A 16283-nucleotide genomic window follows, 5' to 3' on the forward strand; every position below is an offset into this window, starting at 1 on the left:
TGGCACTCACTCATAGACGAACCTGTCCTTCGTAGACCCGGACGGCCGGGCCGGTCATCATCACCGGCTTGCCCGGGCCGCCCCACTCGATGGACAGGCGTCCGCCGGGCAGGTCGATAAGCAGCGGCGAATCCATCCAGCCCTGGCTGATGGCGGCCACCGCAGCGGCGCAGGCACCGGTACCGCAGGCCTGGGTTTCCCCGGCGCCGCGTTCCCAGACGCGCAACTGGGCGCGATGACGGTCGATGACCTGGAGGAAACCGACGTTGACCCGCTGCGGGAAGCGCGGGTGATGTTCGATCTGCGGGCCGAGGTCATGCACGGGGGCATTGTTGACGTCGTCCACCCGCAGCACGGCATGGGGGTTGCCCATGGAGACCGCAGCCAGCTCGACGGTCTGCCCGCCGACGTCCAGCGGATAGCTCAGGGCCTGGGCCGGTGCCTGGAACGGGATTTGCGCCGGGACCAGGCGTGGCGGGCCCATGTCGACGCTGATCTGCCCGTCGTTGCGCACGTCGAGCTCGATGATCCCGCCCTTGGTTTCCACGCGGATGCGCTTCTTCGCGGTCAGGCGTTTGTCGAGGACGAAGCGGGCGAAGCAGCGTGCACCGTTGCCGCACTGTTCCACTTCGGAGCCGTCGGCATTGAAGATGCGGTAGCGGAAGTCCACTTCCGGATTGCTCGGTGCCTCGACGATCAGCAGCTGGTCGAAGCCCACGCCGGTGTGGCGGTCGCCCCACTGCTTGGCGTGCTTGGGCAGGATGTGCGCGTGCTGGCTGACCAGGTCGAGGACCATGAAGTCGTTGCCCAGGCCGTGCATCTTGGTAAAGCGCAAAAGCATCGTGTCACTCCGGCAGCAGGCTTTCGCCGGCGAACAGCTCGGCTACGGTCTCGCGGCGGCGCACTTCGAAGGCCTGGTCGCCATCGACCAGCACTTCGGCGCAGCGGCCACGGGTGTTGTAGTTGGAGCTCATGACGAAACCATAGGCGCCCGCGGAGCGAACGGCCAGCAGGTCGCCTTCGGCCAGGTTCAGGGCGCGGTCCTTGGCGAGGAAGTCGCCGGTCTCGCAGATCGGCCCGACCACGTCGTAGTTGCGCAGCTCGCCTTCGCGTGGCTGTACCGCGCTGACGTCCATCCAGGCCTGGTACAGGGCCGGGCGGATCAGGTCGTTCATCGCCGCGTCGACGATGGCGAAATCCTTGTGCTCGGTGTGCTTGAGGTACTCCACGCGGGTCAGCAGCACGCCGGCGTTGGCCACGATGTGCCGGCCCGGTTCGAAGACCAGGGCCAGATCGCGGTCGCCCAGGCGCTCGCGCACGGCCTTGATGTAGTCGCCGGCCAGGGGCGGGACTTCATCGCGGTAGCGCACGCCGAGGCCGCCGCCCAGGTCCAGGTGATTGAGCAGGATGCCGCAATCGCCGAGACGGTCGACCAGCATCAGGATGCGGTCGAGGGCGTCGAGGAAGGGCTCCAGCGAGGTCAGTTGCGAACCGATATGGCAGTCGACCCCGACGATCTCCAGGTTCGGTAGCTGTGCGGCGCGAACGTAGACCTCTTCGGCATCGGCGATGGCGATGCCGAACTTGTTCTCTTTCAGGCCGGTGGAGATGTACGGGTGGGTGCCGGCATCGACGTCCGGGTTGACCCGCAGCGAGACCGGGGCACGTACGCCCATTTCCGCAGCCACCTGCTGCAGGCGCTCCAGCTCTTCGCTGGACTCGATGTTGAAGCAGTGCACGCCGACTTCCAGGGCGCGGCGCATGTCGGCGCGGGTCTTGCCGACGCCGGAGAAGACCACGCGATCGGCACGGCCACCGGCGGCCAGCACGCGTTCCAGCTCGCCGCCGGAAACGATGTCGAAGCCCGCGCCGAGACGCGCCAGGACGTTGAGCACGCCCAGGTTGGAGTTGGCCTTGACCGCGAAGCAGACCAGGTGCGAGGTGCCTTGCAGGGCATCGGTGTAGCTACGGTACTGGGCCTCGATATGGGCGCGGGAGTACACGTAGGTCGGGGTGCCGAAACGTTCGGCGAGCGCCGACAGGCCTACACCTTCCGCGCACAGCTCACCGTCGCGGTAGTTGAAAGCGTCCATCGGAATCCCTTACTGGTGCTGGTGCGATTGCGACTTCTTGCCGTCCTTGCTGTCATCAGGAAGGTACAACGGGCCTTTCTGGCCGCAGGCGGAGACAAGGCAGGCAACCGCGACGAGCGCCGCGAGGGAGGAAATCAGGCGCTTCATGGCGAAATCCTTTGATTTAAGCAGTATTGCGCCGGAGTATACCGAGCGTCCGGCGCCTTGCCTATGTAGCCGGCCAGCCGTCGGGCGGCACGGGCGGGACGCGGCGTTTGTCTTTGCATTCGCGGCGCGGCGCTCGTATCTTGCCCGGCTTGCGTGTTGAGCAGACATTTTTCGAGGTTCCTGCAATGAGTTTGAGCGAAGCGCGTTTTCACGATCTGGTAGACGCGACCCAACAGGCACTGGAAGACCTGTTCGATGAGAGCGACCTGGACCTGGACATGGAAAACTCGGCCGGTGTGCTGACCATCAAGTTCGACAACGGCGCCCAGTTGATCTTCAGCCGCCAGGAGCCGCTGCGCCAGCTGTGGCTGGCCGACCGTTCCGGTGGTTTCCACTTCGACTACGACGAAGAAAGCGGCAAGTGGACCTGCGAGAAGACCGAGGAGCTGCTGGGCGAGATGCTCGAGCGCATCGTCTGGGAACGGGCCGGCGAAAAGCTCGATTTCGAAGAGATCTGAGATGAGCGAGGTTCGACCGGCCAAGCCGCTGTACAGCAATGTCAGCCCGGCGGTGAAGTCGCCGTGCATCAGCACCTGTCGCCTGGATGAGGCGCGGGTATGCATCGGCTGTTTCCGTCATGTGGAGCATATTCGCGAGTGGCGCTCGGCGGATGACCAGCGGCGGCGGGAGATTTGTGCCGAGGCCGGTGTGCGGCGGCTGGCTGCGACTGGCTCCTGAATCTGTGGGGCTTTTGCTGGCCTCATCGCTGGCAAGCCAGCTCCCACAGGGTCCGCGTCGTGCTTTCGAGGTCTTGTGAAATTACCCGGCTGTGGTAGTGTCAGCCTCACAACGGCCATCTGCCGAACATTCGAAAACCCCGCCCTTGGGCGGGGTTTTGCTTTATGCGATCTGCCAAAAGGAGTCTGAACGGATCATGAGCACCAAACCTTCCCTGACCCTCACTCGCCTGGACGTACAGCGTCTGGAACGCCTGCTCGACAGCCTCGACGAGAGCACGCCGGGCGTGCTGGCCCTGCAGGGCGAGCTGGACCGTGCCGCGCAGGTGGTGGGGCACGAGGAAGTCCCTGCCGGGGTGGTGACCATGAATTCCCGCGTGCATTGCCGCGAGGAAGCCAGCGGCAAGGACTATCACCTGACCCTGGTCTACCCGCAGGACGCCGGCAAGGAAGGCAATGTGTCGATCCTCGCGCCGATCGGCTGCGCGCTGCTCGGCCTGTCGGTGGGCGAGCAGATCGACTGGCCGGCGCCCGGCGGCAAGACCCTGAAGCTCAAGCTGCTGGAAGTCGAATACCAGCCCGAAGCGGCAGGCGACTTCGACCTCTGATCAGACCGCCGCCAGGGCCTGGTTGAGCAGGCGCTCCAGTTCCTGCTTGTAGCGCAGGTAGAGAATGCTCGAGCCCTGGCCGTCGGCGAGCAGGTCGGACAGGTCCAGGTCGGTGATGTAGCAGCGATAGCGCTGGGCATCCCGGCGCTGCTCGATGATTTCGCGGGCGACCACGGCATACAGCTGGTCGCCGTGATCCAGCTCGGAAAACTCCTTCTGGTTGCAGTACAGCGTGACATGCATGGCGCTGTCCGCTGCCGCCTGGATGATCGCCTGGACCTCGTAGTAAGGCAGGTCGAAGGCCAGCTCCGGCGCCTGCCAGGGCTCGACCTGGCGGGCGCGACCGCTGCCCGACGGGAGAATCCGGTAATACAGGGTGTCCAGCGGATGGGCCTGCTGCTCGTCCATCGGCAGCCGCGCATTGCGGCGGAACACCACCGATTGCAGGAAACGCTGCAACGGCAGGAGCAGGCTGCTTTCGTCATGGTAGGGCAGGCGCTGTTGCCAGAGCGCGTTGTACTCATCGAGCACGTAGACATCCGCCCAGTTGTCCTGCACCCGGTAGAACACCTGCACGCACTGTGGCTGCCCCTGTGGCAGGACCAGCGCCAGGTCGTGGTCTTCCAGCACGTTGCCATCCAGCGCCAGCGGGCTGTAGCTGCTGCGCTCTTGGCCCAGGTACGCCAGCAGCGCCGCCTGGTTGTCCACCGACACCAGGTTGACCCCGTCGCTGAACAGCTCCAGCACATGGGTATGCTGCTGCACCTGGATCAGGTAGCGGTGGTTCAGGCCCTGGTCGAACAGGGCCTGTGCGGTGATGAACACCTCCTCGACCCGTTGCGCGATGGCCAGGGCGCGGTTGTGGCAGAAGCTGCGCACGCGCAGTTTCGGCCGGTGCGGCGCGTCGCTGGCGTGGTCGAGGCTGTTGAGGAAGTCGCGCAGGCAACGCAGCAGGGCGTGTTCGCCGTCGTAGCGCAGCACCTGCACTTCGTTCCAGCTGTTGAGGGTGACCTGGTCGAGGGTCAGCACCAGGTTTTCGCGGACCCCGGCATAACTCAGCGAGTCGGTGCGCTCGGTGGTCATCAGGATGTTCAGGTCGCGGTGATGGCGCAGCGGGTCAACGCCAACGTTGACCAGCAACAGCACCTCGTCGGCTACGCTCGGGCGCAGCAGGCGCGCGTCGCTGACGGTGTTCAGCGGCAGCATCACGCTCTGCTGCAGGCTGCCGATCAGGTTGAACAGCTCGTACTCGCTCAGGTCGCTGCCGCCCGGGTGCAGGGCCAGGCGCGTGGCGCTGTCGATCACCCCGTTGCGATGCGCCCAGGCCAGCAGGTCGAGCAGGTCGCGGCTGCGCTTGATCGGGGTGAAGTGCTCCCACTCGTGCACGCCCAGGTTGCCGTTGTAGAGGCCCCAGTGGGTCTGGCCCGGCTCCTTGCGGTCCGGCGAGTTGACCAGGGTCAGGGTGTCTTCGGCGAGGTCCGGGGCCACCCCCGGGTTGACGAACTCGACCTTGCCGGCGCGGCGCTCGAAGGCGGCGTAGAGGCGGCGGCCAAGGATATTCAGGTCGCGCTGGTCGATCCGCGCGGTGGCGCCGAGATTGCGCGCGAACTGGTCGAGGAAGCGATAACTGTGGTTCAGCTCGGCCACCAGCACCCGGCGCTCGGCCGCCACCTGGCGGACCTTCCATTGGCTGCGGCTGTCGAGCAGGGCCAACTGGCGCTCGTCCCAGCCCCATTCGTGGGCCAGGCGCTCCAGCAATTCGCTTTGCCAGTTGGGTTTCTGCCGGGCCAGCTGGCTGATCTTGCGGTTGACCTTGAGGTACAGGCTGCGTCGTACCAGCTCCAGGCGCTGGGTCTCGTTGCGCCGTTGCAGGTACTGCTCGATCCGCCGGTAGACCATCATGTACGGGTCCAGCTCGTCGATATCGAGGACGTTGGCGAACACCGCCTGCTTGAAGTGCAGGCTCAGGCAGCGCACGTCCGGGTGCTCGCTGGCGTAGACCTCGGTCAGCAGCAGCTTGAGCACCGACTTGTAGGGCGACTCGATGCCCTTGAACAGCTGCCAGAGCCCGGCGCCGACGAATTCCCCGGGCGGGATATGCGACAGGTTGCCCAGGTCCAGCACCTCGTCGGCACGCACGAAGCGCTTGGACACCAGGGTCTCGGCGTACCGCGTGTAGTTGCCTTCCTCGTAGACCGGCACCAGCCACCACAGCGGGGTGCGCCCCGCCAGCCAGATCGCGGTGCGGTAGAACTCGTCGAGCAGCAGGTAGTGCTGGGTGGTGCCGCAGTCGTCGGAGCTGAGGCGGCTGTCGCGCTCGCCGCGGACGAACTGGCCCGGTTCGATCAGGAAGAAATGCGCTTCGGCGCCCTGGCTGGCGGCCCAGGCCTCCAGCAACTGGCATTTGCGGCGCAGCTCGGCCACCGCCGCTTCGCCCAGGTCGGCGGCATGACAGACCCAGATATCCATGTCGCTCTGTTCCGCCTGGGCCAGGGTGCCCAGGCTGCCCATCAGGAACAAACCGTGGATCGGCTGCACCTGCTCGCCGCGCTTGGCCTTGTAGGAGAACGACCGGGTCAGGCGCTGGGCTTCGGCCAGGGCCAGCGGGCTTGGCTCGTAGGCGGAGACGCCCGCCGGAGTAGTGCCGGAGACATAGCCGGGCAGCAGCGGATGATTGACGTGGAAAAACAGCGGCAACAGGGTCAGCACCTGTTGCTGGCGGCTGGACAGCCCTTCCATGGCCCGGGCCATGCGGCCATGGTTGAGATCCAGGAAGCGCTTGCGCAGCTGGCCGAGGACCTTGCGGTCGATGCCCTGGTCGAGATCAGGGCGGATTTCGTGAGGAAGATTCATCGCAAGCTCAAACCAGCCGTCGTAAGGGCACGGGCGAGTTTAGCCGCAGTCGCAGCGAAGCGATAAGCGCAATTTGATTTTTGACGCCAAATTTACAGCACCGCCTGTCGGCGCCGCCGAATCTGTCGTGGCAAGTCCGCAGCGCAGGGCTGCGAACTTGCAGGTTTGCAGCGGAATCAGGCGGGTTCGGCGACGTTCAGGATGGTCAGCAGTTGCTGGGCCGCTTCGGCGGCGTCATGGCCGAGCTGGGTCAGGTAGCCGCCATCGGGCTGGTCGATCAGTTTCTTTTCATAAAGGCGTTTTGCCGCGGCAATGGTCTGTGGTGCGGCGGTGGCATGGACTTTGAGTCCTTCCTGAGTGCTGTCCAGATTGAACAGCGCGAGAATTTCCAGTTCGGCAACCAACTCGGGGGTGAACGACATAGATACTCCGACTTCAAGAAAAGGAGGGTGGCACCTCTGCGGATGCCTGGTCTTGCAGTGTAGTCGCCTCGCCTTGGTTTGCCTTATTCCTTCTCTGGCGGCAATTCGGGCAGGGCGCGCAACGCGGTTTCGTACCATTCGGTGTCGAAGGCACGGTCTTCGTCGAGCATGGCATCGATCTCGACCGCCAGCACGTGGGCCATCAGGTTGAGGATGTCTTCGCGCTCGTAGCCCACCAGGGTCAGCTTGTTGAAGGCCGCCTTGGCCGCCGGCGGCTCGCCGCTTTCGATCTGGTTCTCGATGGCCTGGGTCAGGGTCGATTCGGCGAAGGCTTCTTCGTCGTCGTGGTCGATATCGTGGTCGCTCATGGCGCGCTCCTTGGGACAATGCCGCCAGTGTGCCACGGCCTTGCCGGCAATGCCGGGCTATCTGTCGCCTGCATGATGCTGGTCAGTCGCCGGGCATTGCGGCTATAACAGCCCGGCCAACCCCTTTCGGCCTGGAGGCTGTTCCACATGCTCAAGCTTCATGGATTCGCGGTCAGCAACTACTACAACATGGTCAAACTGGCGCTGCTGGAAAAAGGCCTGCCGTTCGAGGAAGTGCTGTTCTTCGGTGGCCAGGTCCCGGATTCGCTGAAGATCAGCCCGCGGGGCAAGGTGCCGGTGCTGGAAACCGAGCACGGCTACCTCAGCGAGACCGACATCATCCTCGACTACATCGAGCAGACCCAGGGCGGCAAGCCGCTGCTGCCGGCCGATCCGTTCGCCCGGGCCAAGGTCTGGGAGCTGGTCAAGGAAATCGAGCTGTACATCGAGCTGACTGCCCGGGTGTTCTACCCGCAGTCGTTCTTTGGCGCGGAAGTGCCGGAACAGCTCAAGGCCAAGGCCTGGCCGGAGTTGCTGGCGGGTCTGGCGACCCTCAAGCGCAATGGCGTGTTCGCCCCTTACGTGGCGGGCGAGCGCTTTACCGTGGCGGACCTGTATTTCTTCTTTAGCGTCGATCTGGCCCGGGCCGTGGGCAAGAAGGTGCAGGGCGTGGACGTGCTGGAAGACTTCCCGCAGGCCGTGGCGCTGCTGGAACTGATCGGGCAGAACCCGCATGTGGTGGCGATCAATGAGGCGAAGGCCGCGCAATTCCCGACCTTCCTGGAGAAAGTGGTGAAGGCGCGTAGTCAGCAGTAAGGAAAGTCGAAGGCCTGACACAGAACCTGTGGGAGCTGGCTTGCCAGCGATTGCTGTAGTGAATTCACCATTGCTATCGCTGGCAAGCCAGCTCCCACAGGGGCCAGTGTGCTTAGCGGCTGGCCAGCAGGGTCTTGCCGCGAACTACGGCAGCCCGCACCTGCGCCGGCGCGGTCCCACCAATGTGGTTACGCGCATTCACCGAACCTTCCAGGGTCAGCACGGCAAACACATCCTGCTCGATCTGGTCGCTGAACTGACGCAGTTCTTCCAGGCTCATCTCGGCCAGGTCCTTGCCTGTGTCCACGCCATATTTCACGGCATGGCCAACGATCTCGTGGCAATCACGGAACGGCAGGCCACGACGTACCAGGTAGTCGGCCAGGTCGGTCGCGGTGGAGAAACCGCGCAGCGCCGCTTCACGCATGATTGCATGACGTGGCTTGATCGCCGGGATCATGTCGGCAAAGGCACGCAGCGAGTCGCGCAGGGTGTCGGCGGCGTCGAACAGCGGTTCCTTGTCTTCCTGGTTGTCCTTGTTGTAGGCCAGCGGCTGGCCTTTCATCAGGGTCAGCAGGCCGGTCAGGGCGCCGAACACGCGGCCGGTCTTGCCACGCACCAGCTCCGGGACGTCCGGGTTCTTCTTCTGCGGCATGATCGAGCTGCCGGTGCAGAACCGGTCAGGCAGGTCGATGAACTGGAACTGCGCGCTGGTCCACAGCACCAGCTCTTCGGAGAAGCGCGACAGGTGCATCATCGCGACGCTGGCGGCAGCGCAGAATTCGATGGCGAAGTCACGGTCGGAAACGCCGTCCAGCGAGTTGCCGGCCACGGCTTCGAAGCCCAGCAGCTGGCAGGTCAGTTCGCGGTCGATCGGGTAGGTGGTGCCGGCCAGCGCCGCGCTGCCCAGTGGCATGCGATTGGTGCGCTTGCGGCAGTCGACCAGGCGCTCGTAGTCGCGGCTGAGCATTTCGAACCAGGCCAGCAGGTGGTGGCCGAAGGTTACCGGCTGGGCGGTCTGCAGGTGGGTGAAGCCGGGCATGACGGTTTCCGCCTCGCGCTCGGCCTGTTCCAGCAGGCCCTGCTGCAGGCGGGTGATCTCGGCGAGGATCAGGTCGATCTCGTCACGCAGCCACAGGCGGATGTCGGTGGCGACCTGGTCGTTGCGGCTGCGCCCGGTGTGCAGCTTCTTGCCGGTGATGCCGATGCGGTCGGTCAGGCGTGCCTCGATGTTCATGTGCACGTCTTCGAGGTCGACACGCCAGTCGAAGTTGCCGGCCTCGATCTCGCCCTGGATGGTCTTCAGGCCGTCGATGATGCTGTCGCGCTCGGCGTCGGTGAGCACGCCGACCTTCGCCAGCATGGTGGCGTGGGCGATCGAACCCATGATGTCGTGGCGGTACAGGCGCTGGTCGAAGGTGACGGAGGCGGTGAAGCGGGCGACGAAGGCGTCGACGGGCTCACTGAAGCGGCCGCCCCAGGACTGGTTGGTCTTGTCAGTGCTCATGGATTCGCTCGTTGAAGGCGTGAACGGGAAAAAAGTGTGCGGATGATAACAGGGTTGCCAGGCCCGACGGGGCTCGGCGGTCGGCACAAATGCGGGTTTATGTCGCGCTTGCAGGGGATATTTAGCGATTGAACGGCAGTGTTGCGGCAACCGTCTACAGTTGGACAGAGGATCGGCATTGTTTGCTGTCGACCAGTGAATCTTTAGCCATCGTGCGAGTCTGAGCGTGGGTCGCCGTGACGGCCTGTCACCGTGATTGTCCACGTTTGCCTTGTGCGAGACTCACGCAGGAATCCAGCGCAATATGAATGTCCTGATCGTTGATGACGAACCCCAAGCCCGCGAACGCCTGAGCCGCCTGCTCGGCGATCTGGAGGGCTATACCGTGCTGGAGCCCAGCGCCACCAACGGCGAAGAGGCTCTGGCGCTGATCGAAAGCCACAAACCCGACATTGTCCTGCTCGATATCCGCATGCCCGGCATGGACGGCCTGCAGGTCGCTGCCCGCCTGTGCGAGCGCGAAGCCCCGCCTGCGGTGGTGTTCTGCACCAGCGAAGACGAATTCACCCTCGATGCGTTCAAGGACAGCACCCTGGGCTACGTACTCAAGCCGGTGCAGGGCGAAGACCTGCACGCCGCCCTGCGCAAAGCCGAGCGCCCCAACCGCACGCAACTGGCCGCGCTGACCCGCCCGGGTGCGGAAAGCGGCAGCGCCCCGCGCAGCCATATCAGTGCGCGCACCCGAAAGGGCATCGAGCTGATCCCCCTGGACCAGGTGATCTACTTCATCGCCGACCACAAGTACGTGACCCTGCGCCACGAGCATGGCGAAGTCCTCCTGGACGAGCCGCTCAAGGCCCTGGAAGACGAGTTCGGCGAGCGTTTCGTGCGCATCCACCGCAATGCCCTGGTGGCCCGCGAGCGCATCGAGCGCCTGCAACGTACGCCCCTCGGGCACTTCCAGCTGTTCCTCAAGGGGTTGAATGGTGACGCACTGATCGTCAGCCGCCGGCATGTGGCCGGCGTGCGCAAAATGATGCAGCAGCTTTAGGGCGGGGATGGACGGGATCGCGACCAGGGATGGTCTTTTCTTTAGCTGACATGGATCTGCAAGAGACTTTGATCTAGCTGTTATCATCCGGCGAATCACTCTCGTACGGATCGTTCCATGTCCACTCGCGAAATCCGCATTGCCACCCGCAAAAGCGCCCTTGCCCTGTGGCAGGCCGAATATGTCAAAGCCCGTCTGGAACAGGCCCACCCGGGCCTGACCGTGACCCTGGTGCCGATGGTCAGCCGCGGCGACAAGCTGCTCGATTCGCCGCTGTCGAAGATCGGTGGCAAGGGCCTGTTCGTCAAGGAACTGGAAACCGCGCTGCTCGAACAGGAAGCCGATATCGCGGTGCACTCCATGAAGGACGTGCCGATGGACTTCCCCGAAGGCCTGGGCCTGTTCTGCATCTGCGAACGTGAAGACCCGCGCGACGCCTTCGTCTCCAATACCTATTCCAGCCTCGATGCCCTGCCGGCCGGCAGCATCGTCGGCACCTCCAGCCTGCGCCGCCAGGCCCAGTTGCTGGCCCGCCGTCCGGACCTGCAGATCCGCTTCCTGCGCGGCAACGTCAACACCCGCCTGGCCAAGCTGGATGCCGGCGAGTACGACGCCATCATCCTCGCCGCCGCCGGCCTGATCCGCCTCGGCTTCGAAGACCGCATCACCGACACCATCAGCGTCGACGACAGCCTGCCGGCTGGCGGCCAGGGTGCGGTGGGCATCGAATGCCGCAGTGCCGACAGCGAAATCCACGCGCTGCTGGCGCCTCTGCACCATGTCGATACCGCCGACCGCGTCAGCGCCGAACGTGCACTGAACAAACACCTCAACGGTGGCTGTCAGGTGCCGATTGCCTGCTACGCCGTGCTCGAAGGCGACCAGCTGTGGCTGCGTGGCCTGGTCGGTGAACCGGCCGGTGGCGCGTTGCTCAATGCCGAAGCCCGCGCTCCGCGTGGCGCTGCCGAAACCCTCGGTGTGCAGGTGGCCGAAGCGCTGCTGGCCCAGGGCGCCGGCGAAATCCTCAAGGCGGTCTATGGCGAGGCCGGTCACCCGTGACCGCCTGGCGGCTGCTGCTGACCCGGCCGGCCGAGGACTGCGCGGCCCTCGCCGCCACCCTCGGTGACGCCGGTGTGTACGGCAGTTGCATGCCTTTGCTGGAGATCGAGCCACTGGCGGTTTCGGAGATGCAATGGGCGCTGGTGCGCAATCTCGATCGCTACCGGGCGGTTATCGTGGTCAGCAAGCCGGCGGCCCGGCTGGGCCTGGAGCTCTGTGCCGAACACTGGCCCGCGCTACCGTCGCTGGCCTGGTTCACCGTGGGCGCGGCGACCGCCGCCGTGCTCCAGGAGCAGGGCCTGACCGTGCATTTTCCGGAGAGCGGCGACGACAGCGAAGCACTGCTGCGCCTCCCTGAATTGCAGGCGGCCCTGACCTCGGAGGTACCGAGGGTGCTGATCATGCGCGGCGAGGAGGGGCGCGAGCTGCTGGCGGACCAGTTGACGGCACTCGGTGCGCGTGTCGACTATCTGCCGCTGTACCGTCGCAGCCTCCCCGACTACCCTGCCCAGGCCCTGGTGCAACGCATCGAAGCGGAACGCCTGAACGGCCTGGTGGTCAGCAGTGGGCAGGGCTTCGAACACTTGCGCACCCTGGCTGCGCAGGATTGGCCGCGCGTGGCGCGGCTGCCCTTGTTCGTGCCGAGCCCGCGGGTGGCGCAGATCGCCCGCGAGGCCGGCGCGCAGAATGTGGTGGATTGTCGTGGCGCGAGTGCCACGGCTTTGCTGGCGGCGTTGCAGGAAACCCCTGCGCCCGCTTCCTGAGGCGCTAAGCTGAGGCGACGCGCCTGAAAACAAAGGATGGATACGTGAGCGAAACAGCCTTGCCTAACGAAGAACAGCAAACGACGTCCGAGGCTCCGGCGACTCCCGCACCCGCGTCTTCCGGGCGTTCCGGTAACGGTCTGGCGATCCTCGCCCTGCTGCTTGGCGCCGCCGGTGTCGCGGCGGGTGGCTGGGGGCTGTGGCAGGTGCGGCACCTGCAGCAGGTCAACCAGGACCAGGTCGAGCAGGTCCGCCAACTCAACCAGCAGAGCGAAGCCTTGCAGGCCCGCGAGCAGCAGCTCTCGGCCCAGCTGGGCAGCCTGCCGCCGGCCAGCGAGCTGGAAGACCGCCGCCGTCTGGTAGCGCAGTTGCAGGGCGATCAGCAACGGCTGAGCCAGCGTCTGGAAACCGTCCTCGGCGCCAGCCGCAAGGACTGGCGCCTCGCCGAGGCCGAGCACCTGTTGCGCCTGGCCAGCCTGCGTCTCTCCGCGTTGCAGGACATCGCCAGCGCCCGCGCCCTGGTCGAAGGCGCCGACCAGATCCTGCGCGAGCAAAGCGATCCGGCCTCCTTCGCCGCTCGCGAGCAACTGGCCCGCAGCCTTGCCGCGCTGAACAGCGTGCAGCAGCCTGACCGCACCGGTCTGTTCCTCAAGCTCGCCGCGTTGCGCGAGCAGGTGGTGCAGCTCAATGTGCTGGCGCCGGAATTCAAGAACGATGGCGAGGCCCTGTTCGGCCTGACCTCGGACGGCGACGGTGCCAGTCGCTGGTCGCAGTGGTGGGCGGAGATCTCGCGCTACTTCCGCATCAACTTCAACGCCGATGAAAACATTCGTCCGCTGCTTGCCGGCCAGGCCCTGGCGCAGGTGCGCCTGGCCCTGAGCCTGGCGCTGGAGCAGGCGCAGTGGGCGGCGCTCAACGGTGAAGCCAAGGTCTACGGCCAGGCGCTGGACGAAGCCCGCAGCGTGCTGCTGGGCAACTTCAACAAGGACAACGAGCAGAGCCGCCTGATGCTGGAGCAACTCAATGCCCTGGTGAAGGAGCCGGTGACCGTGGTCACTCCGGACCTGGCCGAAAGCCTGACCGCCGTGCAGGCCTATCTTGAGCGCCGGCACTTGCCTGCCGAGGAAGCCATCTTGCGCCAGCCAGGTGAGAAAGCCGGGGAGGCGACGCCATGAAACGCGCCTATATCCTCGCGGTCGTGGCGATCATCGTCGCCACCCTGCTGGGTATCGCCGTGGCCAAACACAGTGGCTACGTGCTGATCGCCTATGACAGCTTCCGCTACGAATCGAGCCTGTGGGCAACCCTGGCCTTGATCGTTGCAGTGGTCCTGGTCCTGTGGCTGCTCAAGCTGCTGATCGGCCTGGTGCTGACCTCCACTGGTGTGGTCAACCCCTGGTCGCGGCGCAACCGCAGCCGGCGCACCCGCCTGGCCATCGAGCAGGGGCAGCTGGACCTGGCCGAAGGGCGCTGGGCCAGTGCCCAGCGCCATCTGCATCGCGCCGCCGAGGCCGAGCGTCAGCCGCTGCTGTACTACCTCGGTGCTGCACGTGCGGCCAACGAGCTGGGCCGCACCGAAGACAGCGACAACCTGCTGGAGCGCGCCCTGGAGCGGCAGCCCCAGGCCGAGCTGGCGATCGCCCTGACCCACGCGCAGTTGCAGGTGGATCGCGGCGACACGGATGCCGCGCTGGAAACCCTGCAAGCCATGCACGAACGCCATCCGCACAATGCCCAGGTGCTGCGTCAACTGCAGCGCCTGTATCAGCAACGTGGCGACTGGTCGGCGCTGATCCGCCTGATGCCGGAGCTGCGCAAGGACAAGGTGCTCTCGGGCAAGGAGCTGGCCGAGCTGGAGCGTCGTGCCTGGGGGCAGAACCTGTCCCTGGCGGTGCAGCGCGAAGACGACGGCCAGGCCGCGCGCCAGTCGCTGGAGCGTGCCTGGCAGCAGTTGACCAACGCCCAGCGCCAGGAGCCGCAACTGGTCCTGGCCTATGCCGAGCAGCTGCGTCAACTGGGTGCGGAAAACGAAGCGGAGGAAATTCTTCGCACTGCCCTCAAGCGTGAATACGAGAGTCATCTCGCGCGCCTCTACGGACTGGTGCGCGGCAGCGATCCGGCGAAGCAGCTGCAGACCGCCGAAGGCTGGCTCAAGACCCACGCCGACGACCCGAGCCTGCTCCTGACCCTGGGCCGTCTGAGCCTGCAGAATCGGCTCTGGGGCAAGGCTCGCGATTATCTCGAAAGCAGCTTGCGCCTGCAGCGCAACCCCGAAGCCTGCGCCGAGCTGGCCCGCCTGCTGGCCGGCCTTGGCGAGAACGAGCGCAGCAACGCGCTGTTCCAGGAGGGCCTTGGCCTGCTCGACGAGCGCCTGCTGGCCCTGCCGTTGCCGGACCCGGTTCGCGCCTGACCCGGCATCAGGGGCTGACCGCAAGGGTCAGCCCCTGAAGGGCTCTAGTAGAGGGTTCCTGGTTGATTTGTGGATTTTTCCTACCAAGTTAGGCGAATTTTCCAATAAAAATCAGAGACTTGTCCGGTTGGTTGCTTCTTGAAACAACCAAGCGCTTTCCTCTACCGTTGCCAAATGTCTTTTCTGCCCTGGTCCTGCCATGCCTTTGGCCTGTCTGCGCTCCTTTTTCTTCCCGGCTTTCCTGGCGTCCTTCCTGGTGCTGTCCGGCTCGTTCTACCTCGAGTTCGGCCTGGGCCTGGCGGCGTGCCCGTTGTGCCAGGGGCAACGTTTCCTGCTGGCGGCATTCTCGCTGACCTGCCTGGGCGCGATGCTGCACATGCCCGGGCCCACTGCGGCACGGCGCTGGCTGTGCCTGTGCCTGGGGCTGTCGCTGCTCGGCAGCGCGCTGGCGGCGCGGCATGTCTGGCTACAAGGGCTGTTTCCTGTTCCCGAGATACCCTGCGAGCAAAACCTGGCCTACCTGCTCGAGCACGGCACCGTGCTTGAATGGCTTCATGGGCTGGTGCTGGGCTCGGCCGAGTGCGTGCCGATCACCTGGAGCTTCTTCAGTCTCAGCGTCCCGGAATGGAGCCTGCTGGCCTTTGTCGCACTAGCACTGGCAGTGCTGCTGCGCCTGCTTCCCAAACACCGGCTGAACCTGGCCGACTCGCCGGGGTCATGAAAGGGCTGGTCGCCGTTTCAAACGACCGGCGGCGATGGGTCGCAGGATTAAACACTTGTATGAAACTAGTCGCCTGCGTACCTTGAAGCCAAGGGCGTGCGGGAATAATCTCCCCTGCACGCATACCGAAAACACTGCTGCTCAATGCCGTTCTGCCGTTGTTCCTTTTCTATCGCGACTTGCGATACCGGGGCGCAGGGGGCACGACCCTTAAGGGATGAGACCGCCATGTTAGATAGTTGTCAGAATGCTCAGGAACGCTGGGGTGGGGTTCACAAGCTCATTGACCGCTGGCTGCTGGAGCGAGAGGAGCTGGTTACTGCGTTCCGCGAATTGCGCGATGCCAAGCCGGCATTTGCCGACAAGACGCTCAATGGCCGCTTCTGCGAAATTCTCGTCGATTACGTATCGGCCTGGCATTTCGAAATCTGCGAACAGCTGATCAGCGAAGCCAAGGCGTTCGGTGACAACCGCGGCCTGGAGCTGGCGGAGCAGATCAACCCGCGTATCGATGTCAGTACCGAGATTGCCCTGTCGTTCAACGACAAGTGCAGCGAGGGCAAGTGCAACGACAACGGCCACTTTGCCGAGTCATTGCAAAAGCTGGGTGGCCAGCTGCGCGAGCGTTTCGAGCTGGAAGACTGCCTTATCGAAGTGCTGCATACCGCCCACAAGGAAGAAGCGCCAGCGACTGTCTGACTTCCTGTGCTGAAACGTTGCCGATTGC

Annotated in this window: 17 protein-coding genes and 1 pseudogene; 11 read left to right on the plus strand and 7 right to left on the minus strand. The window is 64.9% G+C overall.

Annotated elements, in window-relative coordinates; genetic code table 11:
* Positions 1–10: 10 nt before the first annotated feature.
* From dapF to lptM, 3 genes and pseudogenes are all read right to left on the minus strand, one after another.
* Positions 11–841: a diaminopimelate epimerase gene (gene dapF, locus PSEMO_RS09465; protein WP_075802808.1), complete on the minus strand. Its 831-nt coding sequence runs from the start codon at positions 839–841 to the stop codon at positions 11–13.
* Between the two features lie 4 nt (positions 842–845).
* The gene (gene lysA / locus PSEMO_RS09470; protein WP_075802809.1) at positions 846–2093 is read right to left on the minus strand and encodes a diaminopimelate decarboxylase; all 1248 of its coding nucleotides are present in this window, start codon (positions 2091–2093) and stop codon (positions 846–848) included.
* Between the two features lie 12 nt (positions 2094–2105).
* A pseudogene (gene lptM / locus PSEMO_RS09475) lies at positions 2106–2240 on the minus strand (LPS translocon maturation chaperone LptM); the annotation flags it as partial.
* Positions 2241–2425: 185 nt separating this feature from the next.
* Between lptM and cyaY the strand changes: the two are divergent.
* From cyaY to rnk, 3 genes are all read left to right on the plus strand, one after another.
* The gene (cyaY, locus tag PSEMO_RS09480; RefSeq protein WP_075802810.1) at positions 2426–2758 is read left to right on the plus strand and encodes an iron donor protein CyaY; all 333 of its coding nucleotides are present in this window, start codon (positions 2426–2428) and stop codon (positions 2756–2758) included.
* Position 2759: 1 nt separating this feature from the next.
* Positions 2760–2978 carry a DUF1289 domain-containing protein gene (locus PSEMO_RS09485; protein WP_075802811.1) on the plus strand — a complete coding sequence of 73 codons (219 nt, stop codon included), beginning with the start codon at positions 2760–2762 and terminating at the stop codon, positions 2976–2978.
* A gap of 196 nt (positions 2979–3174) precedes the next feature.
* Entirely contained in the window at positions 3175–3585 is a 411-nt protein-coding gene (rnk, locus tag PSEMO_RS09490; protein WP_075802812.1) for a nucleoside diphosphate kinase regulator, read from the plus strand.
* On the opposite strand, the gene PSEMO_RS09495 is transcribed toward rnk, so the two are convergent.
* From PSEMO_RS09495 to PSEMO_RS09505, 3 genes are all read right to left on the minus strand, one after another.
* Positions 3586–6438, minus strand: coding sequence for a class I adenylate cyclase (locus tag PSEMO_RS09495; protein WP_075802813.1), 2853 nt, complete (start codon positions 6436–6438; stop codon positions 3586–3588). It abuts the gene before it with no gap.
* A 176-nt stretch (positions 6439–6614) separates the two neighbouring features.
* On the minus strand, positions 6615–6860 hold the full coding sequence (locus tag PSEMO_RS09500) for a TIGR02647 family protein (RefSeq protein ID WP_075802814.1): 246 nt from the start codon (positions 6858–6860) through the stop codon (positions 6615–6617).
* An 83-nt stretch (positions 6861–6943) separates the two neighbouring features.
* On the minus strand, positions 6944–7228 hold the full coding sequence (locus tag PSEMO_RS09505; RefSeq protein WP_075802815.1) for a hypothetical protein: 285 nt from the start codon (positions 7226–7228) through the stop codon (positions 6944–6946).
* Between the two features lie 147 nt (positions 7229–7375).
* Between PSEMO_RS09505 and PSEMO_RS09510 the strand changes: the two genes are divergently transcribed.
* Positions 7376–8044 (plus strand): glutathione S-transferase family protein, encoded by a 669-nt coding sequence (locus tag PSEMO_RS09510; protein ID WP_075802816.1) that lies wholly within the window; start codon positions 7376–7378, stop codon positions 8042–8044.
* Between the two features lie 112 nt (positions 8045–8156).
* Here PSEMO_RS09510 and argH read toward each other — a convergent pair whose 3' ends face one another.
* The gene (gene argH / locus PSEMO_RS09515; RefSeq protein ID WP_075802817.1) at positions 8157–9551 is read right to left on the minus strand and encodes an argininosuccinate lyase; all 1395 of its coding nucleotides are present in this window, start codon (positions 9549–9551) and stop codon (positions 8157–8159) included.
* A gap of 304 nt (positions 9552–9855) precedes the next feature.
* Here argH and PSEMO_RS09520 point away from each other — a divergent pair, with 304 nt between their 5' ends.
* The 7 genes from PSEMO_RS09520 to PSEMO_RS09550 all read left to right on the plus strand — a co-directional run bounded on the left by PSEMO_RS09520 (position 9856) and on the right by PSEMO_RS09550 (position 16255).
* Positions 9856–10602, plus strand: a complete 747-nt coding sequence (locus tag PSEMO_RS09520; protein ID WP_075802818.1) for a LytR/AlgR family response regulator transcription factor — start codon at positions 9856–9858, stop codon at positions 10600–10602.
* A 117-nt stretch (positions 10603–10719) separates the two neighbouring features.
* Positions 10720–11661, plus strand: a complete 942-nt coding sequence (gene hemC / locus PSEMO_RS09525; RefSeq protein ID WP_075802819.1) for a hydroxymethylbilane synthase — start codon at positions 10720–10722, stop codon at positions 11659–11661.
* Positions 11658–12425 (plus strand): uroporphyrinogen-III synthase, encoded by a 768-nt coding sequence (locus tag PSEMO_RS09530; protein ID WP_075802820.1) that lies wholly within the window; start codon positions 11658–11660, stop codon positions 12423–12425. Before hemC ends, PSEMO_RS09530 begins: the two co-directional genes overlap by 4 nt.
* A 44-nt stretch (positions 12426–12469) precedes the next feature.
* Positions 12470–13600, plus strand: a complete 1131-nt coding sequence (locus PSEMO_RS09535; RefSeq protein WP_075802821.1) for a uroporphyrinogen-III C-methyltransferase — start codon at positions 12470–12472, stop codon at positions 13598–13600.
* Complete coding sequence (locus PSEMO_RS09540) at positions 13597–14835, plus strand: heme biosynthesis HemY N-terminal domain-containing protein (RefSeq protein ID WP_075802822.1); 1239 nt, start codon at positions 13597–13599, stop codon at positions 14833–14835. The genes PSEMO_RS09535 and PSEMO_RS09540 overlap by 4 nt, the downstream gene beginning before the upstream one ends.
* 199 nt (positions 14836–15034) lie before the next feature.
* Positions 15035–15556 (plus strand): disulfide bond formation protein B, encoded by a 522-nt coding sequence (locus PSEMO_RS09545; RefSeq protein ID WP_075802823.1) that lies wholly within the window; start codon positions 15035–15037, stop codon positions 15554–15556.
* 228 nt (positions 15557–15784) lie between these two features.
* Positions 15785–16255 carry an Rsd/AlgQ family anti-sigma factor gene (locus PSEMO_RS09550; RefSeq protein ID WP_075802824.1) on the plus strand — a complete coding sequence of 157 codons (471 nt, stop codon included), beginning with the start codon at positions 15785–15787 and terminating at the stop codon, positions 16253–16255.
* Positions 16256–16283: the final 28 nt, after the last annotated feature.

Origin of the sequence: Pseudomonas putida (assembly GCF_001941965.1) — a bacterium.
Classification (GTDB): domain Bacteria; phylum Pseudomonadota; class Gammaproteobacteria; order Pseudomonadales; family Pseudomonadaceae; genus Aquipseudomonas; species Aquipseudomonas putida_L.